This is a genomic window from Pseudomonas sp. CGJS7 (assembly GCF_036961695.1).
The window spans coordinates 1-335 of the sequence record NZ_JBAMDI010000338.1 but is presented as its reverse complement, the minus strand read 5'-3'; the positions used below and the strand labels follow the sequence as shown (position 1 = coordinate 335).

Here is a 335-nt window from a genome sequence, read left to right as displayed (position 1 = left end):
TGGCATTGATCACCAGTTCGGTCGGTGCGGCAGGGGCGGTGATATCCGGCGCGGTGATCTGTGCGGGCAGCGAGGAAACGCCGCCGTCATCAATGGCCACCACGTCCAGCAGTTCGCCGTTGGCCTGGGCCGGGTCGAGGGTAACGGTGAAGCTGCCGTCGGGGCCCGCCACCACACTGCCAATCAACGTGCCGTTGGCATCATTCACTTCCACACGACTGCCGGCCGGCGCGGTACCGGTGAGGGTGGTGCCATCAGCATTGATGGCCAGATTGCTCGGGCTGTCGGGCGCGGTGGTCAGTGGTACATCGTACTCGGTAGCCACCGAAGCATTA

Annotated in this window: 1 protein-coding gene; it reads right to left on the bottom strand. The window is 64.5% G+C overall.

Annotated elements, in window-relative coordinates; genetic code table 11:
- Positions 1-335: Ig-like domain-containing protein (locus tag V7787_RS52980; RefSeq protein WP_274094782.1), on the bottom strand; the 335-nt coding region annotated here is incomplete at both ends.